Annotated in this window: 24 protein-coding genes and 1 pseudogene; 12 read left to right on the plus strand and 13 right to left on the minus strand. The window is 62.8% G+C overall.

All coding sequences use genetic code 11. The annotated features are described in order from the left end of the window. Nucleotides 1–51: 51 nt before the first annotated feature. From BM355_RS00905 to BM355_RS00915, 3 genes are all read right to left on the minus strand, one after another. Nucleotides 52–960: a M15 family metallopeptidase gene (locus BM355_RS00905; protein ID WP_091692950.1), complete on the minus strand. Its 909-nt coding sequence runs from the start codon at nt 958–960 to the stop codon at nt 52–54. A gap of 3 nt (nt 961–963) precedes the next feature. Then, nucleotides 964–1,881: a type I pantothenate kinase gene (gene coaA / locus BM355_RS00910; RefSeq protein ID WP_245760500.1), complete on the minus strand. Its 918-nt coding sequence runs from the start codon at nt 1,879–1,881 to the stop codon at nt 964–966. 234 nt (nt 1,882–2,115) lie between these two features. Then, entirely contained in the window at nt 2,116–2,607 is a 492-nt protein-coding gene (locus tag BM355_RS00915) for a GNAT family N-acetyltransferase (protein ID WP_091692953.1), read from the minus strand. Nucleotides 2,608–2,890: 283 nt separating this feature from the next. Between BM355_RS00915 and BM355_RS00920 the strand changes: the two genes are divergently transcribed. Then, complete coding sequence (locus tag BM355_RS00920; RefSeq protein ID WP_091693815.1) at nt 2,891–3,349, plus strand: Lrp/AsnC family transcriptional regulator; 459 nt, start codon at nt 2,891–2,893, stop codon at nt 3,347–3,349. Between the two features lie 126 nt (nt 3,350–3,475). Here BM355_RS00920 and BM355_RS00925 read toward each other — a convergent pair whose 3' ends face one another. The 4 genes from BM355_RS00925 to BM355_RS00940 all read right to left on the minus strand — a co-directional run bounded on the left by BM355_RS00925 (nt 3,476) and on the right by BM355_RS00940 (nt 6,070). Beyond that, the gene (locus BM355_RS00925) at nt 3,476–3,802 is read right to left on the minus strand and encodes a hypothetical protein (protein ID WP_143109365.1); all 327 of its coding nucleotides are present in this window, start codon (nt 3,800–3,802) and stop codon (nt 3,476–3,478) included. Nucleotides 3,803–4,054: 252 nt separating this feature from the next. After that, nucleotides 4,055–5,053 carry a cation diffusion facilitator family transporter gene (locus tag BM355_RS00930; protein ID WP_091693818.1) on the minus strand — a complete coding sequence of 333 codons (999 nt, stop codon included), beginning with the start codon at nt 5,051–5,053 and terminating at the stop codon, nt 4,055–4,057. A gap of 113 nt (nt 5,054–5,166) precedes the next feature. Beyond that, nucleotides 5,167–5,673, minus strand: a complete 507-nt coding sequence (locus BM355_RS00935) for a transglycosylase SLT domain-containing protein (protein WP_245760501.1) — start codon at nt 5,671–5,673, stop codon at nt 5,167–5,169. A 7-nt stretch (nt 5,674–5,680) separates the two neighbouring features. Continuing rightward, complete coding sequence (locus BM355_RS00940) at nt 5,681–6,070, minus strand: winged helix-turn-helix transcriptional regulator (protein WP_245760502.1); 390 nt, start codon at nt 6,068–6,070, stop codon at nt 5,681–5,683. Between the two features lie 100 nt (nt 6,071–6,170). Here BM355_RS00940 and BM355_RS00945 point away from each other — a divergent pair, with 100 nt between their 5' ends. The 3 genes from BM355_RS00945 to BM355_RS00955 all read left to right on the plus strand — a co-directional run bounded on the left by BM355_RS00945 (nt 6,171) and on the right by BM355_RS00955 (nt 7,703). Further along, nucleotides 6,171–6,590 (plus strand): nuclear transport factor 2 family protein, encoded by a 420-nt coding sequence (locus tag BM355_RS00945; protein WP_091692957.1) that lies wholly within the window; start codon nt 6,171–6,173, stop codon nt 6,588–6,590. A gap of 58 nt (nt 6,591–6,648) precedes the next feature. Further along, a complete protein-coding gene (locus BM355_RS00950; RefSeq protein ID WP_245760503.1) occupies nt 6,649–7,269 on the plus strand; it encodes a hypothetical protein in 621 nt (206 codons plus the stop codon). A gap of 107 nt (nt 7,270–7,376) precedes the next feature. Then, nucleotides 7,377–7,703: a hypothetical protein gene (locus tag BM355_RS00955; RefSeq protein WP_245760504.1), complete on the plus strand. Its 327-nt coding sequence runs from the start codon at nt 7,377–7,379 to the stop codon at nt 7,701–7,703. Between the two features lie 36 nt (nt 7,704–7,739). On the opposite strand, the gene BM355_RS00960 is transcribed toward BM355_RS00955, so the two are convergent. From BM355_RS00960 to BM355_RS00970, 3 genes are all read right to left on the minus strand, one after another. Next, nucleotides 7,740–8,771, minus strand: a complete 1,032-nt coding sequence (locus BM355_RS00960) for an NAD-dependent epimerase/dehydratase family protein (protein WP_091693833.1) — start codon at nt 8,769–8,771, stop codon at nt 7,740–7,742. Between the two features lie 23 nt (nt 8,772–8,794). Continuing rightward, entirely contained in the window at nt 8,795–9,982 is a 1,188-nt protein-coding gene (locus BM355_RS00965; protein ID WP_091692960.1) for a zinc-dependent alcohol dehydrogenase, read from the minus strand. 128 nt (nt 9,983–10,110) lie between these two features. Beyond that, a complete protein-coding gene (locus BM355_RS00970; RefSeq protein WP_143109366.1) occupies nt 10,111–10,755 on the minus strand; it encodes a hypothetical protein in 645 nt (214 codons plus the stop codon). 54 nt (nt 10,756–10,809) lie between these two features. Here BM355_RS00970 and galE point away from each other — a divergent pair, with 54 nt between their 5' ends. The 7 genes from galE (at nt 10,810) to BM355_RS14005 (ending at nt 20,573) form a co-directional block, all read left to right on the plus strand. Then, nucleotides 10,810–11,850, plus strand: a complete 1,041-nt coding sequence (gene galE, locus BM355_RS00975; protein WP_091692965.1) for a UDP-glucose 4-epimerase GalE — start codon at nt 10,810–10,812, stop codon at nt 11,848–11,850. Between the two features lie 70 nt (nt 11,851–11,920). Continuing rightward, complete coding sequence (gene glmS / locus BM355_RS00980; RefSeq protein ID WP_091693837.1) at nt 11,921–13,792, plus strand: glutamine--fructose-6-phosphate transaminase (isomerizing); 1,872 nt, start codon at nt 11,921–11,923, stop codon at nt 13,790–13,792. Nucleotides 13,793–13,971: 179 nt separating this feature from the next. After that, complete coding sequence (locus tag BM355_RS00985) at nt 13,972–15,792, plus strand: polysaccharide biosynthesis protein (RefSeq protein ID WP_245760505.1); 1,821 nt, start codon at nt 13,972–13,974, stop codon at nt 15,790–15,792. A gap of 264 nt (nt 15,793–16,056) precedes the next feature. After that, entirely contained in the window at nt 16,057–16,860 is an 804-nt protein-coding gene (locus BM355_RS00990; RefSeq protein WP_177227784.1) for an MraY family glycosyltransferase, read from the plus strand. A 1-nt stretch (nt 16,861) separates the two neighbouring features. After that, on the plus strand, nt 16,862–17,887 hold the full coding sequence (locus BM355_RS14895; RefSeq protein ID WP_091692969.1) for an NAD-dependent epimerase/dehydratase family protein: 1,026 nt from the start codon (nt 16,862–16,864) through the stop codon (nt 17,885–17,887). Next, nucleotides 17,871–19,031 (plus strand): glycosyltransferase family 4 protein, encoded by a 1,161-nt coding sequence (locus BM355_RS01000; protein WP_091692971.1) that lies wholly within the window; start codon nt 17,871–17,873, stop codon nt 19,029–19,031. Before BM355_RS14895 ends, BM355_RS01000 begins: the two co-directional genes overlap by 17 nt. Before the next feature lie 546 nt (nt 19,032–19,577). Then, entirely contained in the window at nt 19,578–20,573 is a 996-nt protein-coding gene (locus BM355_RS14005; RefSeq protein WP_143109367.1) for a hypothetical protein, read from the plus strand. Between the two features lie 180 nt (nt 20,574–20,753). On the opposite strand, the gene BM355_RS01005 is transcribed toward BM355_RS14005, so the two are convergent. Continuing rightward, on the minus strand, nt 20,754–20,936 hold the full coding sequence (locus BM355_RS01005) for a hypothetical protein (protein WP_091692973.1): 183 nt from the start codon (nt 20,934–20,936) through the stop codon (nt 20,754–20,756). 700 nt (nt 20,937–21,636) lie between these two features. Between BM355_RS01005 and BM355_RS14855 the strand changes: the two are divergent. Then, nucleotides 21,637–23,020, plus strand: a pseudogene (locus BM355_RS14855) (transposase). 12 nt (nt 23,021–23,032) lie between these two features. On the opposite strand, the gene BM355_RS14900 reads toward BM355_RS14855, so the two are convergent. Both BM355_RS14900 and BM355_RS01020 read right to left on the minus strand, forming a co-directional pair. Beyond that, on the minus strand, nt 23,033–23,326 hold the full coding sequence (locus BM355_RS14900) for a transposase (RefSeq protein ID WP_091692975.1): 294 nt from the start codon (nt 23,324–23,326) through the stop codon (nt 23,033–23,035). A 280-nt stretch (nt 23,327–23,606) separates the two neighbouring features. After that, complete coding sequence (locus BM355_RS01020) at nt 23,607–24,518, minus strand: glycosyltransferase family 4 protein (protein ID WP_177227787.1); 912 nt, start codon at nt 24,516–24,518, stop codon at nt 23,607–23,609. Nucleotides 24,519–24,575 lie beyond the last annotated feature (57 nt).

The raw sequence follows: 24,575 nt of genomic DNA on the forward strand, positions 1-24,575 counted from the left end.
AGTGTCCCGGGAAGGGTGCGAGAGCAGGGGCCGGGGCTGTGGGACGCGCGGCTACGGGAGGTAGTCCGGTGCGGGGTCGGCGCCCCAGGCGGTCTCCACGATCCCACCGGCCTCCATCACGGCCTGCCCCTGCTCCACGCCCAGGTAGCGCAGGTGCCACGGTTCGGCTCCGTATCCGGTGATGGGCTCGGAGCCCTGCGGGTAGCGGATCACGAAGCCGTGCTCCACGGCGTGTTGGGCGATCCACCGGCCCTCCGGGGTGTCCGCGAAACAGCCCTGCAGGGTGCACGTTCCGTCCGCGGCTGCCAGGTCCGCGGCCAGCCCGGTGTGGTGTTCGGAGTGGCCCGGGCGCGCGGAGTACCGGTCAGCGTGGGCCAGACCGTTGCGCTGGATGCTGTTGGAGTACAGACCGGCCTGGTAGTCGTGCGTGCGGTGCGCGCTGACCAGGATCAGCTCGATCCTGTCCGCCCGAGCGGCGGCCACCATTCCCTGCAGGGCCTGGGCGGCCGGCCTGCGCAGGAGCATGCCCTGCCGGTTGCCCACGACGCCGGCACTGACCAGATCAGGCGCCCTCCAGTTCGCCGGGACGGGGTGATGCTTGTTCACCAGGACCTGCAGCGAGTCCGGATCGCGGTGGAGGGGCGCGAGGGACGGGCCAGCAGCGGTCGGCGCGACGGTGGTGGGGGCCGTGGAGGAAGGCGCCACGGTGGGGGAGGGGGACCGCGTTGACGGTGTGTCCTCGGACGAGGACATCGACGCCGACGGGGCGGCACTGGTGGCGACGGAACGCGTGGGTGAGGCGCTCGCGGTAGGCGAGGGGGCCGTCGTCGGGGTGGAGGTGGTGCGCGCGGTGGATGCGCTGGGTGAGGTGGGTGCGTCAGCCGGCTCAGGGGCGGGGGTGCAGGCGGTGAGGGCGGCCAGCAGTGCCGCTGTGGTGAGCAGGGGCAGGGCGCGTCGCATGGGTCAGACCTTGCGCAGCAGCACGCGGCGGACGGTGTGGCCCACGTCCTTGGACATCACGAGCTTGGCGCGGCCGCGGGTGGGGCGCACGTTCTGCTCCAGGTTGGGGCCGTTGATGCGGTCCCAGATGTCCTGGGCAGTCTCCTCGGCCTCGGCGTCGGAGAGAGTGGCGTAGCGGTGGAAGTAGGACTTGGGGTCGGCGAAGGCGCCGGAGCGCAGGCGCATGAAGCGTTCGACGTACCACTGCTCGATGCTGGCGGTCTTGGCGTCAACGTAGATGGAGTAGTCGAAGAAGTCCGAGACGCTCAGGCCGGTGGTGCCGTCGGCGCGGACGCGCGGTGGGGCCAGCACGTTCAGGCCCTCCATGATCAGCACGTCCGGGCGGCGGACCACGACCTCCTCGTCCGGCAGGATGTCATAGGTCAGGTGGGAGTACATGGGGGCGCGGACCTCGGGGGCGCCGGACTTCACATCGGCCACGAAGCGCAGCAGGGCCCGGCGGTCGTAGGACTCGGGGAAGCCCTTGCGCTCCATCAGTCCGCGGCGCCGCAGCTCGGCGTTGGGGTAGAGGAAGCCGTCCGTGGTGACCAGCTCCACGCGCGGGGTGTTGGGCCAGCGCCGCAGCATCTCCTGGAGCACACGCGCGGTGGTGGACTTGCCCACAGCCACGGAGCCGGCCACGCCGATCACGAACGGGGTGCGGCGGGTGGACTCGCCCAGGAAGTCGTTGGAGGCCCGGCGCAGGTGGGCAGCGGCGTCCACGTGGATGGAGAGCAGGCGGGAGAGGGGCAGGTAGACCTCGGCCACCTCACGCAGGTCCAGGTGTTCGCCGATACCGCGCAACCGGTCCACATCGGCCTGGTCGAAGGGCTGCTCGATGGAGGAGGCCAGGCGGGCCCAGGTCTCGCGCTCCAGCTCCACGAAGGGGGAGTAGTGATGGTCCCCAGGCTCAGGTTCCGGCGGGGACCCGGCCCAGGCCGGGACGCTGCCATCCGCTGGGGGGACGGGCGAGACCGCTGCCGTGATGGGGCTGACGGGCGTGGTGGGGGCTGGAGTATCCGGGGTCGCTGAGGACGGTCCGGTCTCAGCTCCAGCGCATGATGTCACCCGCCCATTAAACACGAGTGTGCCCAGGGTGGCCTACGGGGGCGGGGGTCAGGGCAGCGTGCCGCGCCAGGCGATCTCGCCGTCCACCACCTCGCTGGTGGGGTGCAGGCCGAGGTGCGTGGCGATCCGCTGGGAGGCGGTGTGGTCCGGGTGGATGTGGGCGAGCACCTCGGTCACGCCGCGTTCGGCCAGGTGGGCCAGGAGCTGGCGGGCTGCCTCGGCTGCGTGACCCTGGCCTTGCCACGGTGCGCCGATGACCCAGGCGATCTCCGCGGGGCCCCCGTCCGTGGGGACGGTGGCCTGGACGAAACCGATCGGCTGCGCTCCGGGATGCAGGACCACGATCATGTTGATCCACTGCTCCGTACCGTCCGGGGAGTGCCCCTGTGACTGAGCGGTGTAGCGGCGGGTGAGCTGCTCTTCCGTGGGCGGCTCCCCGCCGGTGAACTCATACAGCGCAGGGTCGGCCAGGACGCTGACCATGGCTGGGGCGTCCTCCACGGTGAGTGGATGGAGGGTCAGGTGCGGGGGCCGTTGCATGGGTCCAGTCAACAGCAGAGGTGCCTCCGCGTGCGGACCCCGGGGGTCGGGGCCTCGCACGCGGTGTGGCTGGCGCTCGCTGCGGGGTGGTGAGCGAGGTGCGCTGGATGTCTGCCGGTGGGCATGCATCCTGCGGCCAGGACGGTCACCTCTGGTGGAGGGTCTGCGTCTTCTGAGCATCAGTCAAGACCTGGGTGTGGAGTCTGCGCAAACGAGTATCATGAAGGCGGTCAATCTGATCAGATCGGCACGGAGGAAGGCATCATTGGTGGTCAACTCGACGATGACACCCTTGGACGAGATCGATCGGCGTCTGCTGGCCGCGCTGGATGAGGACCCCCGGATGACGGTGCTGGCCCTGGCCGAGCGCACGGGGCTGGCGCGCGGCACCATCCATACGCGCCTGGAGCGGTACCGCACCTCTGACCGGCTGCGCCCGCACAGCACCCGCCTGGATCCGGCCGCCCTGGGACACGGGATCATGGCCAGCGTGGCCGTGGAGTTGAATCAGCACCACTTGGATGACGCCGTGGCCGGGCTGGCCCGCATCCCGCAGGTGATCGAGGTGATGGCCCCAGCGGGCCAGACCGACCTGCTGTGCCGGGTGGTGGCCCGGGATCCGGATGATCTCTACCGGGTCTCGGAGGAGATCCGCCTGTGCCCGGGCATCCTGCGCACCTCCACCAGCATGTTCCTGCGCACGGTTATCCCCTACCGGATGACGGCACTGCTCCAGGAGTGAGGGCGGGTTCGCGGGAGGGGCGTGCTCATCGGCGTCTGACTCGAGCGCCGAAGGCGTCCAGCGCCTCGACGATCTCCTGGGCCACCCGTGCGATGGCAGAAGTCCACCAGGTCGTGAAGGCAGTAGTCAGCTCATCGGAGAGGTCTGCAGCTGCACGGCATCGACATGGACGGCCACGCGCGTGGCATTGGTTCCCGTCTTCTCCTGGAGGGCCGCCAGGGCGAGAGCCTTGGCACCTGCCGTGACGTTCTCGATCGGAGAGGACGATGCCGACTCCGTGCGCAGCAGGACAGTGGAGAGAGGTGCAAGCTCACCGTCAGCGGCGGCACCCAGGTGAGAGAGTCCTGGGGTCAGTTCGGCGTCGAAGCGAGTGATCTCCTGCAGTGCATCCTCGGCGGCGGCGGTCACTTCCGGAGAGGTGTGGACGGGCAAGTGCGCGATGGCGGCCGGCACAGCGGCTCTGTAGGGGCCACGCGCGGCAAGCCGCTGACGGCGCGAGGGCCCTGAGCTGCCACCTCCTCGGACGTGTTGGCCCCCCACGGACGTTCTTCCCAGCGAACCACCCAGGAGGGGGTGTCGACATCAGAAACCTTGTATATGGAGTGAGCGAAGCCAAGGTTTCCGTGCCTGGCCGCTCCCGGCCCGAACACGTGCACGCCACAGGTCGAGACACGCCGAGGCAGAGCGCATCTATTGTGCACGTGATCAGTTGTCAGGGGAGGGGCGGACTTCCTGGGGCAGTTCGGTCACGGGGACCACGACGACGTCCTCCAGTTTCCAGTCCAGGTCCACGATGCGTCCGCGCAGCTCCTCCAGCGCACGCACGTCCACGGGGACCGGCGCAGGGCGGGCTCCGGCAGCGTGCGATCCAGTCCCAGCACCACCAGCAGTTCCGCCAGCACTCCGCGGCACCACGAACAGCTCCACATGGAACACGTGCCCCTCGTCCCGCACGCGGGCCCCGGCCTGTTCCACCCAGTCGGTGGTCTGGGCGCAGTGCTCCAGCTCGCTGATCAGCGGGTGGGGGCCCGTGCCCTCCAGCTCTCGAGCGCGGGAGTCGGCCAGGTCAGTGATGGCGGTGGCCACGTTGGACAGACCGTCCTTGAGGATGCTGGCCCCCACGAACAGCGCGGCGGCGGCGTCGAACCACCACAGCCCCAGGCCCACGCCGGCCACACCCACGGCGGTGGCCAGCCCGGTCTGCCAGTCGGCCGTGTTCATGTCCGCGTCCGCGTAGAGCACCTTGTCATGCAACTGCTCGGCCAGCTTGAGCTTCATCCGCCCCAGGATCACGGGCCCGGGTACGGAGAGCAGCATGATGCCGATCATGAACCAGCCCTGCCACACGGTCTGCCCGAACAGGTGGAAGGTGCCGATCGGCGGATGCTCGCCGGTGATCAGCCCCAGCGCGGAGTCCACCACAAGCAGTGCGCCCATCACCAGCAGCGCCACGGAGGCCACCAGGTGCCCCACGCCCACGGCCCGGTGGTTCCCGTAGGGGCGGTTGCGTGAGGGCGGCCGGTTGATCACCCGGATGGCCACGAGGAACGCGATGGGCGGGATGAGTGAGAGCAGGTCCTCGATCCAGGCCGCCCGCATGGCCTGGGAACTGCCCATCACGATCCCCACCGCGGTGATGGTCAGTGCCATCACGCCCAGGGTCACCCACTCCAGCACGATCGCCTTCTTCACCACCCGCTGCATCTGCGGGGGAAGCTCCGTGGCACCGAACCGCCGCCCTGCTGCAGAGGGCGACCGGCCGTCGTCGGGAAGGTCTGCCTGGTGGCGCTGGGCACCGCCGGTGGCCTGCTCGCCGCTCACTGCTGGCCCTCCTGATCCAGGTGGGCTTCCAAGGCGCCGAGCATCTGGTTCTCGCCCAGCGGCACGGCCATGGCCAGCTCCACCGGCTCGCCGTCAGGCCCGGTGACCTCGGTGTACCCGCGGGTGAGGGCGGCGTGGCTGGTCCAGGGGGAGGAGGTGGTCAGGCCGCCGGCCACCAGGTCCAGATCGCCCTTCTCCAGCGCGGTCATCAGCGACTCCTCGCTGGAGACGGTCCACTCCACCTCGGCGTCATGGGCGGCGGCGAAGCCACGGATCAGCTCGGCCTCAGGCCCGGTGGGCTCGGCCCCGCGGGCGTCCACGTGCGGCGGGTGGTGGCTCACGCCGGCCCGCAGGGTGCCCCCGGAGATCGAGTCCAGGGTCCCGTCAGGATCGGCGGGATATCCCGACGACGTGCATCCAGTCAGTGCCAGGCTCACCGCGACCGCGGCGAGGGTCAGGCGCAGGGGGCGTGGCGCGCCGGAGCGGAGGAGTGGGGGTGTCATGGGGTGGTCACCGGGTCGTTCTGCTCGTCGCAGCGGTCCCGGGCGGCCAGGACCTCGTCGAAGTGCTCCTCGGCCCACCTCCCCAGCGCGGTGGCGGTTCGGTCAGGGTCCGGCCCAGAGCGGTGAGCTCGTACTCCACGCGCGGTGGGTTCTCCGGGTAGGAATGGCGGGTCAGGATGCCGTCCCGTTCCAGCGCTCGGAGGGTGTCTGTGAGGACCTTGCCGCTGATGCCTTGGACGGTCTGCTGGATGGCGCCGAAACGCTGTGGGCCGTCCGTCAGGACGATCACGATCATGGCCGTCCACTTGTTCGCGATCCGGGCCAAGGACGTGCGAGACGGACAGGATTCAGAGAGCACGTTCCACTGGGTGTCGCTCAGTCCTGAGTCCGCGCTCATCTCGTCCTGCCCTTCCTGACGCTGAGGTAACTGGTGCGGTGTTGACACGATCCTCGAGTCGCTGGATCACCCGGATCCGAACATCACTCTAGGAGGACCCATGGATACGCCGAAGTCGTCTGCGCCACCCAGCGCGCTCACCGTCGCCACCGAGTACGTCCAGGCGCTGGTCGCCGGTGACGTGGCTGGGGCCATGACCCGTCTGAGTCCGCAGGTGCAGTGGCATCAGCCTGGACAGAACCGCTTCAGCGGAGTGCACCGCGGCCCCGAATCCGTTGCCGCCGTGGTGGGTGAGATGCATCAGATCAGCGGTGGGACGTTCAGGCTGGAGCTGACCGGGAAGCCCATGGTCAACGGCCCTCTCGTCGCCTGCCCGGTGCGGTTCGCCGGGGAGCGGAAGGGAGATCGCCTGGACATAGCCGGCGTGGACCTGCTGACCGTTCAGGACGGGCTGATTACCCAGGTGCACCTGTTCTCAGAGGATGGAGCTGCCGAGGACCGTTTCTGGGGCCGGGACTGAGGCCACAGGACGATCTGAGGCCTTGTGCCAGCGGTGCCGGGGCTGGTGGGATGGAGTGATGAGCACCCCACAGAACCAGACCCCGCGCCCCGCCTCCATTCCGGACCCGCACGTGAACGTGGATCCGGATCTCAGCGCCGATCCCACCCCGGTCTCCGGAGAGGAGCGCTCGGCGGCGGACTCGGCCCTGGACCGGGAGACGCTGGAGGACTACCTGAACCAGCACCTGCTGGGATCCCGGTCCGGGGTGAAGATGTTCCGCACTGCAGCGGACACCTGGGAGGGGACCCCGTACGCCCAGCGGCTGGTGAAGCTGGCCGAGGATGTCGCCGCGGATCAGCGGTCCCTGGAGGAGCTGATCGCACGGCTGGGCATGAAGACGCCGGCGCTGCAGGAGGCCGTGGGTCAGGTGGCTGAGGTGGCCGGTCGGCTCAACCCGGTGAACCTGACCCGGTCCAAGGGCAACGGCTGGACCCAGGTGGAGCTGGACCTGCTTCAGGGTGCCCTGCAGGCCAAGGCGGCCATGTGGGACGTGCTGGCGGAGCTGGCAGACCACACCCCTGAGTTGGACCGGGCCGAGATGGAGCGGCTCTACAAGGTCGCCCAGGACCAGCAGGCCGAGGTGCAGAAGATCAGCGAGGAGACCCTGTCCACGCGGTTCCTGGGCGGCACGGACTGATCTGAGAGCCTGCCCGGTCTCGAGCTCTTCGGTTACCGGTCGGTCGGGCGTAGCGTGACGTGCACGCCATCGAACTGGCGGTGGCGTCTCTGGACAGGAGGCCGGTCATGGCCCACGTCGACAAGGATCAGACACGGAAGCACGCGCAGTTCACGTCCCATCCGGGCTCCAGCCACGGAGTCGCCCCGGAGCACGAGAGTGAGCGGACCCACCCCCTGGTGCATGACAACACCGGGCTCTCACCCTGGTATCGGTTCCTGTGGAGGTTGAAGTACATCGGCTTCGACATCTACTCCACAGCCAGTCGGCAGCCGGGCATCAATCCCCGCGAGCAGCTGCGCAAGGAACGCGCACAGAAGGTGGCACGGGCGTACCGGGCTCGCGGCGAACAGCCTCCGGCGAGCGTCCGCCATGCCATCGGGCTGGACACCTGAGGCGGTGGCGGCAGGACGTCCTGCCGCCAGCTCACCTCACTCCACCGGCGACGTCGACCGGTGCTTCGCGTTGCCCAGGCCTTCGGCGTCTGCCATGTGGTCCAGCAGCTCCCGTACGGCCTCCTGAGAGGTGGACGTCTCTGTCCATCCCACGGCTTGGCGGATGGCTGAGGTGTCCATCACCGGGACGTTTGCGGCCATGTCCAGCCACCCAGGATCGGTGGGTTGGAGCCTCGCGGCGTAGGTCAGGGCGGCTGCCGCCCGGAACACCGGCATCGGCAGCTCCAGATACCTCTTCGCTCCCAGCAGCTGCCCCATGGTCTGCGCGTCGAGCACTGGATCAGCGGCCACGTTGAAGGCACCGCCCACCTTCTGCCGCACCACCTGCCAGTAGGCCTCGGCCACATCGAACGCCGACACCGCCTGGAACCGAAGCCCCCGCGGGAACGGCAGCACCGGCACTCGCAGTCCGTCCACGAGTCCGGCGGGGACCAGGTCACCCAGGAAGTAGTCCTTGATCTCCGGTGCCGCACCGGCCTGGAAGATCAGCCCCGGGCGCAGGCGGGTGACCAGTATCTCGGGGTGCTCCCGCTCCACCTGGTCCAGCAGCTCCTCCACCTCGGCCTTCTGGGCCGCGTAGTGGGAGGACGGCGTCCCGGTGGTCGGGTGGGACTCGTCCACAGCACGGTCCTTCGGACCCGGTCCGTAGGCCCCCACGGAGGAGGCGTAGACCAGGTGCGGCACCCCGGCGGCCACGGCTGCCTGGAAGACCCGTTGGTTGCCGCGCACGTTCACCGCGCGCAGGTGCTCCCGGTCGCGGTTGGGCCGAATCACCCACACCAGATCGATCACTGCGTCGGCGCCGCGCATGGCTGCTTCGAGGTCGGGCCCGGCGTTGTCAGCGGACACGTCGATCTGGTGCCACTCCACACCCTCATACGGTGGCCCGCCACGGTCCGGGCCCTGGCGGGAGATCCCCACGATCGAGTCCACCTCGGCTGCGGTCTGCAGCCGGTACAGCAGGGCCGTGCCCACGTTCCCGGTGGCCCCGACCACCACCACGCGCATCCCGGTGCTGCCGGTCAGCTCGGTCATGGCTTGAGCACCACCTTGATGCAGCCGTCCTGCTTCTTCTGGAACAGCTCGTACATGCGTGGAGCCTCATCCAATGGCACCTGGTGGGTGGCCAAGTCCAGCACGCCCAGCGGGTCGGAGGGGTCGTCCACCAGCGGCATCAGATCATCGATCCAGTGCTTGACGTTGCACTGACCTCCCCGCAGGGAGATCTGCTTGTCGAAGATGGTCATCATCGGCATCGGGTCTGCCATGCCGCCGTAGACGCCGCTCATGGATACGGTGCCGCCGCGGCGCACCGCGTCGATCGAGGTGTGCAGTGCGGCCAGCTTGTCCACGCCAGCGTTCTTCATGGCGAGGCGCCCCACGGCATCAGGCAACATCCCGACGGCGGCATGTGCAGCCCCAGCCACCGGCGAGCCATGGGCTTCCATGCCCACGGCATCGACCACGCCGTCCACGCCGCGGCCACCTGTGGCCTCCCGCAGGGTCTCTGCCACGTGCTTGCCGATCAGGCCGTCGGCGTCCACCACGGTGACTCCGTGGCGCTCTGCCATGGCCCGGCGCTCGGCGACGGAGTCCACGCCGAACACCTGGTACCCCAGGTGGACTCCGATCCTCGCGGCGAACTGGCCCACGGGGCCCAGTCCCAGCACGGCGAGTGATCCGCCCTCGGGGACTTCAGCGAACTTCACGCCCTGCCAGGCGGTGGGGAGGATGTCGGAGAGGTAGAGCCACTGCTCGTCCGGGCCGGTGTGGGGGATCTTGATGGGGCCGTAGTCGGCGTGGGGGACGCGCAGGTACTCGGCCTGCCCGCCGGGGACGGAGCCGTAGAGCCGGGAGTAGCCCAGCAGTGCGGCGCCGGAGCCCTGCTCGCGGACCTGGGTGGTCTCACACTGGGACTGCAGACCGCGTTGGCACATCCAGCAGTGTCCGCAGGAGATGTTGAACGGGATGACCACGCGGTCGCCGGGCTTGATGTGGGTGACCTCGGAGCCCACCTCCTCCACGATCCCCATGGGCTCGTGCCCGATCACATCGCCGGCATCCATGAATGGCCCGAGGACCTCATAGAGGTGCAGGTCCGATCCGCAGATGGCGGTGGAGGTGATCCTGATGATCGCGTCGGTGGGCTCCTGGATGCGTGGATCCGGGACCTGCTCCACGCTGACGCTGCGCTTGCCCTGCCAGGTGAGTGCCTTCATGGCGAATCTCCGCTCCGTGCGCACCGGGTGGGGTGTCGGCGGTGGCCGGACCTGCCGGCACCGCTGGCACGCACTATAGGGATGACGCTAGAAGCGGGGGAGGGGGCTTGTGAAGTGGGGGGGACGAATTAGAGTCGCCAGCTGAGCTGCTCCAGCCATGGCGGCAGCATGTCATCGCAACCTGGGGTGAGGGCCGCCTTGCCGAGAGCTCCACTCTGATACCAGAAGGCATTCCACGCTGCACGGCCTCCCTGAGAAGCAGTGCGGTCAGGCGCGGCGAGGTAGGCCGATTCCTCAGACCAGCAACGGTCCACCAGGATCCGCGCGCGAGTGATGTGTTCGGGGTACGCCAAGACATTCAGGCTCGTCCAGCCATGGTGCGCACCCAGGTTGTGGATGCCCATGGCCTCACCTTGAGTGGTGACCGGAATCGGACGGAAGCACAGAAGCTGATGCGGACCTCCGGGTGCCCATCCCAATCTCAGCACCTCATCGACGACCTCCGGCCGGCAGGCACCAGGTGTACCGTCCCGCTGGTCCTGATCGGAGATGACCAGCGTGTCCGCGGCCCCGTCATTCATCAGCTGCACGGCCTCAGCGAGTTTTCCGTCTGCAGGACCCAGGACCAGGAGCGCATCCGCCTGTGCGATCGGGCCGTCCACACTCGGGCGGAACACGGCTCGCCAGAGGCCGACACCAGTGATGGCGCCGATCAGCAGGAGGACCAGCGAAGCGCCCAGCACAGCACGGAGAATTGCACGACGACGGCCCATGCCTTCCATTGTCGGGCACATGAGGCAAGCACTGAGTGCGGGTATCTTGAGACCATGCGTGTTATCGTCACCGGCGGAGCCGGCTATATCGGGTCGCATACCTGCGTTCGGCTTCTCGAAGAGGGGCATGACGTGGCTGTACTGGACAATTTCGAGAACTCTCAGCCAGAGTCTCTGCAACGCGTACAAGACATCGCAGGGCGGGATCTGAGCATCCATCGGGGCGACGTGCGTGACACAGGCTCCTTTGCAGACTTTTTCGATGTCTGGCGTCCGGAAGCCGTCATCCACTTCGCCGGATTGAAATCGGTTGGAGAGTCCGTGGCGGAACCGGAGCGGTACTACACAACCAACGTCCAGGGCACAGTCAATGTCGCCCAGGCCGCTGTCAAGGCCGGTGCATCTTCTTTCGTCTTCAGCTCATCAGCCACCGTGTATAGCCCAGAGGCGCAGATGCCGGTCGATGAAACAGCGGAGCTCCGCCCTGGTAATCCGTATGGATGGAGCAAGCGGATGGCTGAACAGGTCCTCACTGATATTCAGGCCGCCCAACCTCAGCTGTCCATGGCACTTCTGAGGTATTTCAATCCCGTGGGCGCGCACCCTTCCGGCCGGTTAGGGGAAGACCCGCGGGGCGTCCCAGCCAACCTGATGCCTTACATGGCGCGAGTTGCCGACGGCACCTACCCGGCACTGAAGGTCTTCGGTGATGACTACCCGACTCCAGACGGCACTGGAGTGCGGGACTACGTGCACGTCGTCGACCTTGCTGATGCGCACCTTGCTGCGTTGGACGCGGTTGGTGCGAGCTCGGGAGTGTTGACCTGGAATGTCGGGCGGGGAACAGGCATATCTGTGCTGGAGATGGTTGAAGCCTTCGAACGAGTCACTGGTCGGGAGATACCGATCGAACGAGTGGATCGCCGTGCGGGAGACAGCGCGACGAGCTTCGCAGAAGTGTCTGAGATTTCTCGCCGTTCTCCATGGCGCGCTATCCGTGGCGTAGATGAGATGGTCAGAGATCTGTGGCAGTGGCAGTCGATGAATCCTCAGGGATACGCCACTGGAATCACGAACGAGGCGTTCAAGTCCTGAGCGGGGGATCACACGGGCTTGCAGCAGAAAGTGAGCGGGCAAATCCTTATGTGCGGATATGCTGTCCCTCATGTGTGGAATCGTTGGTTACGTTGGTCTGCCCTCTCAGCTCCAGGAGCACACCGCTCTGGACGTGCTGATGGAGGGGCTCAAGCGCCTGGAATATCGCGGGTATGACTCGGCTGGCGTGGCAGTTGTCGCCAACGGTGAGGTCCAGCACCGCAAGAAGGCCGGCAAGCTGGCCAACCTGTCATCGGAGCTGGAGCAGCATCCGGTGGACAAGGCCTCCGTCGGCATCGGCCACACCCGCTGGGCCACCCACGGCGGTCCCACCGACGTCAATGCCCACCCGCACCTGGCCGATGACGACCAGCTGTCGCTGATCCACAACGGCATCATCGAGAACTACGCCACCTTGAAGCAGGAGCTTCTCGCCGATGGCGTCACCTTCCGGTCTGAGACCGACACCGAGGTCGCTGCCGCCCTGCTGGCGAAGATCTACCGCACCACCGGCAACCAGGACCTGACCCGTTCCATGCAGCTGGCCTCTCAGCGTCTGGAGGGCGCGTTCACGCTCTTGGCAGTCCACGCCGATCACCCGGGCATGGTGGTGGCATCGCGCCGCAACTCACCGCTGGTCGTGGGACTGGGTGAGGGCGAGAACTTCCTCGGCTCGGACGTGTCCGGCTTCATCGACTTCACCCGTGACGCCATCGAGCTGGCGCAGGACCAGGTCGTGACCATCACTCCGGATTCCGTGGAGATCACCGACTTCATGGGCAATCCGGCCGAGGGCAAGCAGTTCACCGTCGACTGGGATGCTTCCGCCGCCGAGAAGGACGGCTACGACACCTTCATGGAGAAGGAGATCCACGACCAGCCTCACGCGGTCGCCGATACTCTCCTGGGCCGCACCGATGCTGCCGGTCAGCTGATCCTGGACGAGTTGCGTATCGACCCCGAGGAACTGAAGTCGATCACCAAGATCATCGTCCTGGCGTGTGGCACGTCTGCCTACGCCGGCATGGTCGCCAAGTACGCCATCGAGCACTGGTGCCGTATTCCTGTCGAGGTCGAGCTCTCCCACGAGTTCCGCTACCGGGACCCGATCATCGACCCGAACACCTTGGTCGTCTCGATCTCCCAGTCCGGCGAGACCATGGACACCCTCATGGCTGTTCGCTATGCCAAGGAGCAGGGCGCACGAACCGTCTCCATCTGCAACACCAACGGCTCGACCATCCCGCGTGAGTCCGACGCTGTGCTGTACACGCACGCCGGCCCGGAGATCGCCGTGGCCTCGACCAAGGCCTTCCTGGCACAGATCACTGCTGCCTACCTGCTCGGCCTGTACCTGGCGCAGTTGAACAAGAAGCTGTACAGCCAGGCCATCAAGGACATCCTGGCTCAGCTGGCTGAGATCCCTGCCAAGATCCAGACCGTTCTGGACCAGGCTGACCAGGTCAAGGAGCTCGCTCGGTCCATGAAGGACACCGGATCGGTGCTCTTCCTGGGGCGTAACGTCGGCTACCCGGTGGCTCTTGAGGGTGCACTCAAGCTCAAGGAGCTGGCCTACATCCATGCAGAAGGCTTCGCCGCCGGTGAGCTCAAGCATGGCCCGATCGCTCTGATCGATGAGGGACAGCCGGTCTTCGTCGTGGTCCCATCACCGATGGACCGTCACTCGCTCCATGCGAAGGTCGTCTCCAACATCCAGGAAGTCCGGGCGCGTGGTGCAAAGACGATTGTCGTCGCCGAACAGGGTGACGAAGATGTGAAGCAGTATGCGGAGACCACTTTCTATGTGCCCGAGACGCTGCCTATGCTCATGCCGCTTCTGACCACGGTTCCTCTGCAGATATTCGCGCTGGAGTTGGCCTCCGCTAAGGGGTATGACGTTGATCAACCCCGCAATCTGGCAAAGTCAGTGACTGTGGAGTGACTGTATGGTCGGCGCGCCTTGCGTGCTGATGCCATGTGGTTTGGTATTTGAAACACTCCTGGAATAGTGTCGGGAGCGTAAACCTGTGCACGCATCTGAGGAGTAGTCGTGCGCGTCGTTGAGTAGTTCGACAGGGTGACGGGGCTCTGGAACGCGAATACTCGTCAAAGGAGACCCTGGTGATCCGCCAGCCACTTAATCCGACTGCTCGATTTGCCTTCTGGGCCTGCGACGCCTTCGCTTGGTTCCTCGCCGTTGTTCTGGCTGTCTGGCTCCGATACGAATTCAATGTTCCGGGGGCGGCCTGGGCTGGCGTCCTCCTTTTCGCACTCGGAGCCGTAGGTCTGCAGACGATCTTGGGGTATGTTTTCGGTCTGTACCGAGGGCGCCACCCCTATGGCACCTTCGAAGAGGTCAAGACTGTGACCCTGGTCGTGGCCATTGTCGGTCTGGTGACGTCTCTCCTGGTGTTCGTCCTGGGCACGGTGTGGGACGTACCCAGGAGTGTCTTCCTGATCGCCACACCGGTCGCCCTGATTCTGATGCTGGCGATCCGCTATCTCTACAGACTTCTCCGTGAGCACCGAGCTGGGCCGAGCGGGGCAGCTAAGCCCACGATCATCTATGGCGCGGGGTATCTGGGCGAAACGATGATCCGCCGCATGAAGACAGACAAGGAATCCCCATACCGCGCCGTGGCGCTGCTGGACGATGACAGGCACCTGTCGAACCTGGAGATCCGCGGCACTCGCGTTATGGGTGGCCTGGAGGACATGGCGCGGGTAGCTGAGGAGACCGGTGCCACAGATCTGATCATTGCGATCGGTCGCGCCGATTCAGACCTGGTGCGAACGATCACTGATGCAGCCAAGGACGCTGGACTCACAGTCAGTGTGCTTCCCCTCCTTGAAGAGATCATGCAGGGTAAGACTCGGCTGACCGATCTCCGCCAGATATCCATCGAAGATCTGATCGGACGCCACCCGGTGGACACTGAAGTCGAATCGATCGCGCACTACATCGCGGGGAAGCGTGTTCTGGTCACCGGTGCCGGCGGCTCTATCGGTTCAGAGCTTTGCCGACAGGTCCTCAAGCATGCGCCCGCCGAGCTGATCATGGTCGATCGAGATGAGACGGGTCTGCAGCTCGCGCAGCTCGAGACTGTCGGCCACGGACTGCTGCACACCAAGGACGTGGTTCTTGCAGATATCCGCGAGCCGGAGACCATGAAGCAGGTCTTCCGTGAGCGTCGTCCTCAGGTGGTCTATCACGCGGCTGCGTTGAAGCACCTGCCGATGCTCGAGCAGTACCCGGAAGAGGCTTGGAAGACAAACGTGCTGGGTACATTGAATGTGCTCGAAGCCGCCCGCGAGGCCGAGGTGGAGACGTTCATCAACATCAGCACCGACAAGGCAGCGAATCCGACCAGCGTGCTGGGGCACTCCAAGCGCGTTGCGGAGAAACTGACGGCCTGGATGGGCGAGGAAACTGGACGGCCGTACCTCTCTGTCAGGTTCGGCAATGTGATCGGCAGCAGGGGATCCATGTTGCCGACCTTCCGTTCCCTCATCGAGAAGGGCGGCCCCCTGACGGTCACCCATCCGGATATCACCCGCTACTTCATGACCATTCCCGAGGCCTGCCAGCTGGTGCTCCAGGCGGGCGCCATCGGTTCCGCCGGCGAAGTCTTGATTCTGGACATGGGTGAACCCGTGCGGATCATGGACATCGCCGAGCGGATGATTGAGATGTCGGGGAAGGACATCGACATCGTCTTCACGGGGTTGCGGGAAGGCGAGAAGATGCATGAGGAGTTAGTTGGTCTCGGTGAGGGCGACGAGCGACCGTACCACCCCAAGATCTCTCATGCCCTGGTAGAGATGTTGTCACCGACCAAGCTGGAGAAGTTCGTCTGGCTGGAGAGGTGCGGCAAAACTGAAGTGGTGCTGGGAGTCAAATGTGCAGACGTGGAAAGGGACCCTCGCGAACATGAAGACTGAACGGTTGAAGATTCGTGAGACAGCTGACCAGTCTTATAGATTGGTTGCGGCGACTATTGACGGCATGGTCGACAAATGATAAACACCATACTTCTCCCGGGCTTACTGGCTGCGGCAGTTGCAGGGCTATCCCCGATCCTTCTCCGGCCACTTCTCGGGCGGTGGGGGGTCGTAGACCGCCCCAACCATCGTTCATCGCACACTCAGCCGACTATCAGGGGCGGCGGTGTCGCGCAAATGTTAGGGGTCGCGGTAGCTGGAAGCGTGGTGTATGCAACCTTTGAAGATCGCCTCGATCACGGTATCTCTTTAATGATTGTTCTAGGCGCCTCTTTACTAGCTAGCATCGTCGGACTGGTTGAGGATTTGCGGGGAGTGAGTACCCTGCTACGTGCAGCGATTCAGATTATTATTGGCGTAGTGCTATCGGTTTTTTTGATCTCGTCGTCCAGTTATGCCATGTGGATGGTGCCGCCGCTTGCCATCGCGTATGCAGCTATTATCAATTTTACAAATTTTATGGACGGTGTCAATGGCATCTCTAGCCTCTATGGGACAGTAGTAGGCATATCTTTTGCTTGCCTTGGCTTCATTAATAATTTGGACTGGCTGGTCGCTTCGGGGACTATCACAGCGGCGGCGTACCTCGTCTTCCTTCCCTGGAACCTAGCGCCGTCTGGAATGTTCCTTGGAGATGTCGGTAGCTACCTTCTCGGTGCCTTGACGGCTGGGATGGCCATCGCTTCTGCAGTTAGTGGCATTCATCCGATTGCTGCCATGGCGCCCCTGGCTATCTACCTCGCGGACACGGTTTCAACGCTGGTGCGGCGGAGTCTACGGGGAGACCCGATTTTTGAAGCTCACCGGTCGCACACCTACCAGAAGCTAACGTCGCGTGGCATGTCTCATCTCGGTGTTGCATCCACCGTCTCTCTTCTATCGGCAATCTGTGGCATCCTAGGAATAGCGATTGAAGCGGATTTATTGTCTATCGCTTTCGCATCCGTTCTGCTCATTGTACTGAGCTCGTTCTACTTGATAATGCCGCAGCTAGGGAAGGGAAAATAGAATGAGTGCGCCCAAGCCGGCTCGTCCAGGTCAGTTCACTTCTACAGTTCCAGGTCGCCCTGATTGGAGGCCACGCCGATGGGCGGTGATCGGTGGTTCTGGCTTCGTCGGATCCGCTATTGTCAGCCGACTGATGGAACGGAGCTTTGAGGTGAAGGCGGTTCCAGCACCTAGGCTGGTTCTTCCCCCGAATGAGGATGATGGGCTGGCTGCCGCCAAGGTCGCAGCGGGGAGCAATGAAATCAGCCGGCTTGCTGCGGAACTCGCGGGCTTCGACGTGGTTGTCAATGCGGCCGGCCTTGCTGAACCGGACGGAAGTGAGTCGTCCTCGATTTTCGGAGCAAATGGCCTATTACCTGCTGTAGTTGTGTACGCGGCGACTATGGCTGGCGCTACCCGAGTAATCCACATCAGCTCTGCGGCCGTGCAGGGGGAGAAACACATCCTAGATGCTACGCCGTATGTAGATCCTTTCTCGCCGTACTCGAGATCTAAGGCGCTTGGAGAACGGGCGTTCCTCGCTGTCGAACCGCGGAACCTTTTTGGGGAGGTCGACAAGATTGTAGTTCGGGCGACATCGGTACAAGGAAAAGGTCGAAAAACAACTACCACTCTGCAGCGTGTCGCGCGGTCGCCGTTTTCGAGCGTTGCGTCGCCCGGAGACCGTCCGACGATCGTCAGCAGCGTCACGGGTTTGGCTGAGTTCGTCATCAGTGTTGGGGTAAAAACTTCCGCGCAACCGGCAATTCAGCTACAGCCTTGGGAGGGGCTAACCACACGCGAAGTGCTCAAGTTGGCCGGTGGACGTGAACCCCGAGTTCTGCCAGCCGAACTCTGCCGGTATGCAGTGCGGTGCGGGAAGTTCGCTGGCAGGTTCAGCCCCAAGGCTGCGGGATTGGCGCGTCGAATCGAAGTAATGTGGTTCGGTCAGATGCAGGAGGGACAAGATTCCCCTCCCGTGGATCAGACATGGGTTGTTCAAGCGCTTGCCTACAACTCTGCAGGAAGTGATGTCGCACATGGCTAACGCTGGTTCGGTTCTTTTTGGTATGACCATCGACTACCAGCTCAGGTACCACCAAGGGCTTTGGCAGCGGCTTAACGCAGCAAGATGGAATGTGCATCTGGCATGTTCACCAGGAACTAATTTGGCCGCCGAAACTGCGCCCGGTGTCCACTTGCACGAAGTAAGTATGAGCAGAGAGCCAGACCCGTTGAATGATCTCGTCGCATTGATGAGATGGCGAAAGTTGTTTCGGGAGGTGAAGCCTGATGTGGTTGTGCTCGGAACACCAAAAGCATCCCTCCTCGGCCTCGCAGCGGCTTCCATGACAGGTGTGCCCAACCGGATCTATGAGGTACACGGCTTACGTTTAGAAGGTTCTCGTGGCTGGAAGCGCAAGCTTCTTGCCTGGATGGAGAGGCTTACTTGTCGGCTGGCCACCACAGTAGTGCCGGTCGGGGAATCGTTGTCAAATCAGTTGGTCAGGCTACAGTTATGTGATCCGAAAAAGATTAGAGTCTTGGGATTCGGTAGCCCTAATGGCGTCGATCTTGAACACTTCAAAGCCGCTCGCGAAAACCGGGTTGCCCAAGCATGCCTGAGAAAATCATTACGTATCGCGAGTGACAGGCCTGTTATTACTTTTATCGGCAGGTTAAATAATGATAAGGGATTGAATTGCTTGGCTCGTGCTGTCGCCAGGTTGGACCCATCTCTAAACGTGCAACTTTTGATTGTAGGTGGCACGGAAGAGTCGAGTGAAGCCGATTTGGAAACGTTGCGTGCGGCTACGAATTCCGTGACTTTTGCGGGTGAAGTCACAGATGTAGCGCCGTACTTGGCTATCACTGACGTACTGTGTCTGCCTAGCCGACGCGAAGGACTTCCGACTGTGGTGCTTGAGGCATTTGCAACGTCGGTCCCCGTGGTCGCTACACGCGCAACGGGGATCGTTGACTTAGTCGAACATCGACTGACTGGCGGTCTGGCTGACATCGACGACGATGTCGCACTTGCAGATGAACTGCGCATTGTGTTGTCTGAGGCTAATGTTGCTGAGAGATATGCCTCGAATGCTCTAGCGATGGTGACGGCTCGGTATAGACGAAGCGAAGTCCAAGACCGATGGGTCGAGTTTCTGCGCCTCATGCAGCATCCTCGACGATAGTAGTTTGCATTTTCAGTGCAGCCGAGAGGTGGAGATTGAGGAGATCAGGCAGGTCATGCGCATAGACAAGATGGAAAACAGATATAGGGTAGCGACTTGATAAGAAAGACCTCTGCTTCGCTTCTTGTCCTCAGCTTGATAGCCCTGCTCTTACTTGCTTTCCTATATGTGGGAGCAAGTGCCAAGGGGGATCAGGAATCTCGACTTGCTGGTCCAGCAATTGTGCACGCTACTTTAAGCGCACTTTACTTCATGCGGCTAGCCAGGGTGAAGTCTCGGTCTACTGCCGTATGGACATTTTTTGGAGCATTCGAGTTCTTGCGAGGTTCAGTAGTCCCTCTTCTGATTCTATACGTGGGCCAAGATCCGGTCCCGTATAGAGATTATGGCAGTTACTCGAGCGCCGAGAAAGTACTTTGGGTCGGAGTGATCTACTTTGCTGCCGTATTCCTCTTTAGCTTCTTCGCGATGCGATCGAAAACACCTAGTAGCAAGTTGACTAGTCCGGTTGGGGGTAGGAGTCTTCGAACTGGAGTGACAGATCGCGTGATCGTCATACTCATGTGTTTGGGCATCGTAGGTTTGGTCCTGCGTTTCCCTTCGGTGGATTCCCTCTGGAGTTTCGTTACGATAGAGGACTACCGTGTATTGCAGTCCGCTGGACAGGACGTTCAGAGCGGCATTGCGCAGCTGACTAGCAATCTTCTGCGGCCCATGCTCCCCCTTGCGATTGCTTTGCTCCTTGTGCGACGGCGAGAAAAATCGGGGAAACTCTCATTCCTTCTTATAATTGTCCTTTTGATTGTATCTTACTTCTCTCTTGGGTCGTACGGACTAAACCGTGCTACTCTACTTATTCCACTTGTAGGTGTTCTAGCCAGCTACATCATCTACTTCGACATAGAGATTAAGTTTAGACGTATTGTTTGGGTTTCCTTGCTTGCCGGGTTGGCCTTCATTCAGATAGGTTCCTTCCGTTCAGAGTTGTTTGCCCCGTCGGGTGCCTACGTGGCTGAAGGATCATGGTTGCGGACTACAGTTCAGACGGTGTTGCTCTATGGGCAATCGCCGCTTCAAACGGCAATTATTTTCGACGGCAGTTACTGGCCCGGTGGAACTGTCATCGCATCCATCCTGAGTCCCATACCCGGCATCGGCGAGGTGTGGCGGAATGACACCGGGACAGCGTTCTACAATCAACTCATATATGGGAATTCTCTTACCCGGGATCAGATTCTTCTAAGCTGGCTTGAGGTTTTTCTTTCGAGTAATATTGTCGGCCTGCTATTATTTGCTGTTATTCTTGTGGTAGCGTTTAAGATTGTTCAGGTGATACACGATCGTGCCTCTTCTTTTGTTTCAATCTACGCGTCTGTTTTGCTCATAGCCTTTGCGAGTCAGGTGTCTATTACGTCTATAAATGCGTTTATACAGAGTTTCATCTACTTGGTCCTCGTGCCACTATCTCTATCATTCCTGGACGGAGCTCGATCTGATAAGCATGCGACACTCGTGTTAGGGCGATCTTCTGATTGTGGATAGTTGGATGTGGGTCTGCTAAGGATTTAGTTGACTCGGCGGTTAAGACCCTCAGAGCGACGGCGTGTTGATGGATGGTTTTGTGTTGAACCGGGGTCAGTTCGCTGATGTGTCGATGTCTTCGGCGTTGGTAGGTTGGGTCGTTCCAGTCGATGATTGACAGACGCAGCTCGTTCCTGGGACTTATGCGTCCGCGGTCAGCACGTTCTTCTGGAGGTTGGTGAAGAAGCTCTCCATCGCCGCGTTGGCCCGGGAAGCTCCGGCCGGGCCCGTCGACTCGATCACCCTGTGGTGCTTCAACGCCTGCTGGAACTTCAGTGGTCGAAATTCGCTACCGCATTCGCTGGGGACGATCAGCCCGGCCATTGCTACCGACCCTTTGGAGCGGGCCGCTGCACCCACCAGTGCCGCGACGGCCAGCCGGGACTCCTTCCGCTTGCCGGTGGTTTAGCTGATGGTTCTTCCCGAGCAGGGGCCTTAGGTCGCGCGCAGGTAGTGCTTGCCCTGGCCGGTATGGTGCTCGGTGGCATCTATCGGTCACTTCTCGTTGATGCCGTTTGCAGTGAAGTCACGTTCGAGCAGGTCTTCGCAGGCCGGCGGGTCCAGCTTCGTGCCGTTTCCCTAGGTCGTCGCACAGTGACCGAGAAGATGAGTTGCAGGGAGCACACTCGCGACATCCGCCGCTCGCTGGCCCGGTGTCCGGGCCCCTTCAGCTCATCGCCGATGAACCGGTGCCCAAAGTGAAAGGTCGTCGGCGTGAACGTCGGATGCGGCGTTGAGCAACCGCTTCTCCTCCCCGTCTGCGTTGTGACTGACCGAGCGTCCCACTGGTAAGAGGCCTGTCTGGGAGTTGTCCAATACCCAGCGGGTCCTAGTCACCTTCGGATCTCGGCAGCGGCGAGGTTATGGGCCAGCGGGTACATATCTATAGGCGCGCCACCCCGGATTCGAGGTTTGCTGCCTCTTCCCGGTTGAGCGTGGGGCTGTCTTGAGTTAAGGGGCGCGGGCCCTTGTTTGAGGATGTATTCTGCAAAGAATCTTCCCTAGATTGCGAAGGGCATGAGCCATGTCCCAGCGTACGTGCGCCACCCTGCCTCCGCCTGCCCACAACACCGCCGAACAGGCCGCCGAGCACCTGCTAAGGGATGCTGCCCATGGTGGTCTTCAACCTGGACGGCCATACCGTTGTGGAGGCCGTCGATCGGCCGTTGGGCGGGCTCCGGGTGGTCATGACCGACCACACTGGAGAGGGTGCTTGTCCGTCCTGCGGGGTGCTCTCATCGAGAGTGCACCAGCGGGTTCGCCAGCCGGTGAAGGACATCCCGGCTGGCGACACTCTGGTGGAAAAGATCGTGGTCAAGCCGGCTACGTGTGCGCGGAGATCTCCTGTGAGCGCCGGACCCTCACTCAGGGCGCGGACCAGCTGTCGGCCCGGGCCCGGTGCATCATACGCTTGAAGGAACCGGTGGTGACCACGGTGCGGGACTATGGCCGGGGCACCGCGGAGGTCGCCGGCGTGCGTGGCTTGGCCTGGGGCAGCGTTAACACCGCCGTGGTGGACGCCGCCCTGGTACTGCCTGAGGTAGGCCGGGGCCCGCTGCGGGCGCTGGGGATCGAGGAGCGCCGGATCGCCTCCGCGAAGTGGTTCAAGACCCCGGACATCGCGGTGTGGTGCCGGGTGGAGCCGTGGATGAGTACCTTCGTGGACGCCTACACCGGACACGTGCCCGGGTTCGTAGACGGCCGGTCCTGTCGCAACGTCACCGACTGGCTGAGGCAGCGCTCCGGGGCGTGGCTGGAGTCTCTGGAAGTGGTGGCGATCGATCTTTCGGCCACGTTCCGCACCGCGATCCGTCAGATGCTGCCAGCGGTGGAGATCAGCGTGAACCACTGGCACATGGTCAAGCTCGGCAATCAGACGCTCACCGCCGTTCGCCAACGTGTGATCTGTGAGGTCTTGGGCCGCCGGGGCCGCAAGCAAGACGTGGTGTGGGCGCACCGTATGATGCTGCTATGTGCCGTGGACCGGCTCACCGAGGCCGGGCTGCACTGGCTCGAAGAGGTCCAGGATGACGGGTCCTTCGAGGAAAGTGCCGCCGCCTGGGCCGTCAATGATCACATGCTGCGGATCCAGAACGCCCCGAGCATCGACAAGGCGCAGAACGCAGGATCGGCTTCGAGGTGGCCGTCGCCGCCGCTCAGCTGACGGAGGTCGACCGGCTCTCGCTGACGGTGGCGAAGTGGTGGGTCGAGGTCAAGGAGTTCATCGGCGCCCGCGTCACCATGTCCGTACCGAGGCAGCGAACACCGCCGTCAAGTAGATCAAGCGGACCGGGCGCGGGTTCCGCAACCAGACCAACTACCAGTCACGCACCCTGGCACGGAGCTTCCGGCGGACACGCCAACGCTCCCAGATCCACCCTCGAGTAGAACACCACGCTCAAGTGTGAAGAGCCGGTTTGCTAGGGAGAGGAAGGCCGCAGCTTGCCGCAGGATCTCGTCGTCCTGATCTCCTGCTCCCGTTTCAGCATCCTGGCTTGCTCGGCCTTGCCCCCAACACCTTCGGCGGGCTTGAATCCATGGTGGTGCAGGCGGGGTTCATCCATCCAGGATCGCAGTTCAGACTTGGATATCCTGAGGTCCTGGCAAATCTGCTTTTGGGTCGTTCCCGGCTCACGTAACTCCAAGGCTCTAGCGTTGACCTCCTTCGAGGAGATCCTTGCCATGATGACAGTCCTCGCCGCCCCGCCGAGCATTCAAAGAGTCCGCCGAACCCTCAGCCGACCCCCTCCAGGTCTCAGCCCAGTGCCCGGCGGGAGATCTAGGCCTTGGGTTCAGCCGACTTCGTGATGTGGAGGCGCCATACGTCGCTATAGCCAGCGCACCGCTACAGTTAGCCCGTGATGTGCAGGCTCGTGGGCCGCCACCCCATCTGCCCGTGGGCGAACCGGCTGATCACGGTATCCCTCTGGGTGCCCTGTGACCTGTAGCGGTGGCACCCGTCCTCGGATTCGACCACCTAGCCGGGGATAGAGATCACAATAGCGATTCGTAAAGTCTAATGTGACCATCAATCATGGCATCAACACTAAAACGATTTCGAACTATTCTCGCATGTTCTGACGCAAGCTGAGAGTGGTGATCATAGTTCTCTATGATTGAGGTAGTTAGACTATAAAAACTATCTATATCGTGAGGTGGCGGAAGTTGTTCGGGTGCGTAGACCTGTTCTCGAATGCCTCCGACGTTGAAGGCGGCTACGGGAAGTCCAGTAAGCCCCGCCTCTGTAACTACTGTAGGCAGGGCTTCGGTTCTGGACGGGTGAACAAGCAAGTGCGCAGAGTGCATCGCCGACCCGAGTTCCTGACGGTTCAGTGGACCTAGAAATGTCACAGAGTCTGTGATGCCAAGCTGTTGTACAAGATCCATCAACCGACTCTCTAATGTTGCACGGTGGTAGGCGATGTCTAGCTTCACGTTGTGGCCCTTGGCTCGGAGGTTGGCTACGAGTTGGACCGCGATTTCAACACGCTTAAGTTCGATCAGCTGGCCGACATAGAGCATGCGGAATGGTTCCGGGGCGAGAGGCTGAGTCCGGCGCACGGCCGCGAAAAACTCCGGGTTAACGCCATTGTGGATCATGTGCAGTTTGGCGTGTGTCTGAGGTGTCGCTGCAAGGTGGCGCTCTGAATCGCTGAGAACAACGAGAGCATCAGCGACGCGGTATGTCTGAGCTAGGACTAAACGATGGTGAAGGGGGATGTCTTTGGTGGCGTGTCTCGTGAAAACGATTTTCTGTTTGGGCGGCCGGAACAGTCGGAGGCAGGCATTTGCTAAGTGGTGAATATGGACTATATCCGCGTGCTTCCAGTTGTCTGTGAGACTGTGACCGCCGGTGGTGACTTCGATACCTCTGTCACGGAGACCATCAGCAAGGATGGTCTCCATGGTTTCTTGGAGGTTTCTATTCCGAAACTCGTCGGGGGATACGAAAATCCCCGACAC

Origin of the sequence: Micrococcus terreus (genome assembly GCF_900116905.1) — a bacterium.
Classification (GTDB): domain Bacteria; phylum Actinomycetota; class Actinomycetes; order Actinomycetales; family Micrococcaceae; genus Citricoccus; species Citricoccus terreus.